Raw genomic sequence first — 1646 nt, 5'->3', positions numbered from 1 at the left:
TGACCGCCGGCCGGGTCGCCGTGGGCACCGCCCACCGGGACCAGGCGGCCGCGGTCCGCGCGGCCCTGGCCGACCTGGGCGTGGCGGGCGTCACCGTGGACACCGCGAACCGTCTCCAGGGCCGGGAGTACGACGTCACGGTGGTCCTGCACCCGCTCTCCGGCCGCCCGGACGCCACCGCCTTCCACCTGGAGACCGGCCGGCTCTGTGTCCTCGCCTCCCGCCACCGCCACGCCTGCATCGTGGTCTGCCGCGCGGGCGTCAGCGACCTGCTGGACGAGTACCCCTCCACGGAACCGGTCCAGCTCGGCACCCTGGTGAAGTTCCCGGACGGGTGGGAGGCGAACCACGCCGTTCTCGCGCACCTGGCCGAACACCGGGTGCCGTACCAGCCGTGAAACGGCGGCCCTGACCGTAGGTGCGGGTCTGGCCCCGGGGCGGTCTTGCGTGGGCGCGGGACAATGGACGGTGGTCCGGCCGCAGGCGGGGCCGAGTGCAGCGAACGTACGAGGAGGAGATGAAGACATGGCGGAGCCCTCGCCGCGTCGGAACGAACCGCGGCTACGCCCCGCGCCCCTGCTCTTCGAGCCCGCGGAGGCGGCCGCCGATCCGGAGCATTTCTTCGACCTGGAGTCGATCGACGACCCGCGCGCCCTGCTGACGCGGGCCACCGAGCTGACCCAGGCGTTCCGCGCGGCGGCCGACCGGGCCATGGAGTTCCAGGCCGTGGCGGCGGCCCAGCTCGCCGATCCGCGCCGGTTCGACCGGCTGACGGCGGCGGACATCGCCGAGCGGGCGGAGTGGACCGAGGACTACGCCAGGAAGATGGTGGAGTTCGGCCGGGACCTGATGCGGGGCGCCGACCCCGAGGGCCGCCGCGCGGTCGACCCGCACTAGGGGGCCGCCGGCGCATCTGGCATATGCCAGGTGGGCAAGATACCCCCTCCCGCCCCCCGGTGTCCCCATTTTCCGCAACCCAGGGAAACCGCCCGCTCACCGGCGGTACACCTGTGTGCATGACCAGCGCACCGGACGTCACCGCAGCCACCGCCGAGGGAGCCGCCTGGCTCGCCTCCGCCGGAGCATATCCGCGCAGCACGCTCACCTTCTGGGAGGAGCGGCCCGGCGCCCCCGTCGTGCTGCCCTGTGGCACGGTCTTCGACGTGGTGAGCGCGCCCTCGGTGTTCGGACGCCGGATGCTGGACCGGTTATGGGGGGCGGAGGGTCCGGGCTGCGGCCCGGTCGCGGTGCACCGGGGCCGGACCCTGCTGTTCGCGGCGCCGGGCACCGCCCACCGGCTGCCCTCCCTGCTGGCCTGGGAGGAGTGGGGCCCGCGCACCCACGCCGTACCGCCGCTGCTCTGTCACGGCACCGGCGACGCGGTGACCGTCCCGGCGCTGGAGGGCGACGCCGGGGCCGCCCCGGCGGGGTCCCGCTGGCTGGTCGCCCCGGACACCCGGCATCCCTGGCTCCCCGGCCCGGAGGTGGTGCTCTGGGCGGCGGTGCGCGCGGCCCGGGTATCGATTTTTCCTCCCGCCGACCAGGATGCTAAGGTCTACCACGTCAGCAGGCGCCGCTAGCTCAGTTGGTTAGAGCAGCTGACTCTTAATCAGCGGGTCCGGGGTTCGAGTCCCTGGCGGCGCACA

General features: G+C 74.2%; 3 protein-coding genes and 1 tRNA gene. All 4 read left to right on the top strand.

Features of this window, described 5'->3' with window-relative positions:
• Positions 1-398: DNA2/NAM7 family helicase (locus GT030_RS30520; protein WP_202460756.1), on the top strand; the 398-nt coding region annotated here is incomplete at its 5' end.
• 127 nt (positions 399-525) lie between these two features.
• Positions 526-897, top strand: a complete 372-nt coding sequence (locus GT030_RS30515; protein WP_161203858.1) for a hypothetical protein — start codon at positions 526-528, stop codon at positions 895-897.
• 119 nt (positions 898-1016) lie between these two features.
• The gene (locus GT030_RS30510) at positions 1017-1580 is read left to right on the top strand and encodes a hypothetical protein (RefSeq protein WP_161203857.1); all 564 of its coding nucleotides are present in this window, start codon (positions 1017-1019) and stop codon (positions 1578-1580) included.
• Positions 1571-1644, top strand: a tRNA-Lys gene (locus GT030_RS30505). The genes GT030_RS30510 and GT030_RS30505 overlap by 10 nt, the downstream gene beginning before the upstream one ends.
• Positions 1645-1646 lie beyond the last annotated feature (2 nt).

Origin of the sequence: Streptomyces sp. SID1328 (genome assembly GCF_009865595.1) — a bacterium.
In the GTDB taxonomy this organism is placed as follows: Bacteria; Actinomycetota; Actinomycetes; order Streptomycetales; family Streptomycetaceae; genus Streptomyces; species Streptomyces griseoluteus.
The sequence above is the reverse complement of the archived record's forward strand: the minus strand, read 5'-3'. Positions and strand labels throughout refer to the sequence as shown.

Bases quoted from the DNA above. Each gene is read 5' to 3' on its own strand.
- GT030_RS30515 (WP_161203858.1), top strand. From the start codon at position 526: ATGGCGGAGCCCTCGCCGCGTCGGAACGAACCGCGGCTACGCCCCGCG.
- GT030_RS30510 (WP_161203857.1), top strand. From the start codon at position 1,017: ATGACCAGCGCACCGGACGTCACCGCAGCCACCGCCGAGGGAGCCGCC.